Genomic DNA, 1,221 nt, shown 5'->3' with positions numbered 1-1,221 from the left:
TCGTTTTCTTTTGCCAATGGGCCGAAAATATTCGACAACTTCTCGTTGAGCGTGAAAAAGGGTGAATTTGTTTATATAAAAGGTCTAAACGGTTCCGGGAAGAGTACGCTCTTAAAAATCCTTTGTGGATTAATACCTCCAACAACTGGGAATGTTAGCGTTTTTGGAAAAGAACCACATCGTAACCCTGAAATTTTAAAAAGGTTGGGAATAGTGATTGATGGTATGGGATTATACAGAGAACTTAGCTTGAGAGAAAATATATTACTCTTCGCCAGACAAAAAGGTGTAACACCCGAAATGGCAGAAGAAGCACTGAAAAAATATGTAAGAATGTGGAACATAGATTTCAACAGAAAATACAAGAAATCCTCCCATGGCATGAGGAAGATAGCTAAATTAACACTCTCGCTGATAAATGATCCTGAACTTCTGATATGGGATGAGCCAGAACTCGCACTTGATAAAAAGCGCCATGAAACTTTAGTAAATTTACTTCGTGATTATAAAGAAAACGGTAAAACCTGCATAATTGCCGGTACAAATCCAGATATGTATCAAGGCCTCATAGATAGAGTAATAGAAAAAGAGGTGACAATATGAGAATTTTATTCAAGCATAGACACTGGATAGTTATACAGGCGATATACCTGATTATTGGTATTTTAAGCGCGTTAATTTTTAAATCAAACGGAAAAATGTTTGGAGGTATGGCCATAGGTCTGCATTTTATATCCAATACACAGGAATTATTGATACCAATATTATCACTGATGTTGGCAGATCTTGCTTTCAATGTGGAGTATGTGGAAGGTACATTCTTACGCATTTGCTGTGTGGGAAAAGTCGAACAAAGTGGATGTGGAAAAGATTGCTGACTTTCTATCTTTTCATTGTTTTGCAATTTTTTATAGCCTTTGCGCTCATTTCGATAGGTTCAGGAATGGTAACCGGAGATTTCACACTGAAAGGAATAGAAACAGCGGGTCAAAATCCAGAAATAACAAAAGCGCTTGAAGAAGTAAGTTCCAATATCTTGAAAACGATGGTATACGTTGCGCTGGCTGTGCTGATAACGACTTTTCTACCTGGGAAACTGATGATTGGCAGCATTATGTCAGCAGGGATTATATTCATAGCCATGAAACTCACATTCTTTTTGATGCTCAATTTTAAAGACAGCAAATTTTTGAAAGTTCTTGTTGATATGTTCTGGCTTGA

At 36.9% G+C, this 1,221-nt stretch carries 3 protein-coding genes; all 3 read left to right on the top strand.

From position 1 onward, the window contains the following. Positions 1-603: ATP-binding cassette domain-containing protein (locus DU53_RS11655; RefSeq protein WP_082853943.1), on the top strand; the 603-nt coding region annotated here is incomplete at its 5' end. Further along, on the top strand, positions 600-878 hold the full coding sequence (locus DU53_RS11650) for a hypothetical protein (RefSeq protein ID WP_015868155.1): 279 nt from the start codon (positions 600-602) through the stop codon (positions 876-878). The genes DU53_RS11655 and DU53_RS11650, both read left to right, overlap by 4 nt. Continuing rightward, on the top strand, positions 860-1,221 hold a 362-nt coding region (locus DU53_RS11645; protein ID WP_235599837.1), incomplete at its 3' end, for a hypothetical protein. The genes DU53_RS11650 and DU53_RS11645, both read left to right, overlap by 19 nt.

The organism is Kosmotoga sp. DU53, from assembly GCF_001639905.1.
Taxonomy (GTDB): Bacteria; Thermotogota; Thermotogae; order Petrotogales; family Kosmotogaceae; genus Kosmotoga; species Kosmotoga olearia.
Note: the sequence above shows the minus strand (reverse complement) of the source record. Positions and strands in the feature narration are given on the sequence as shown.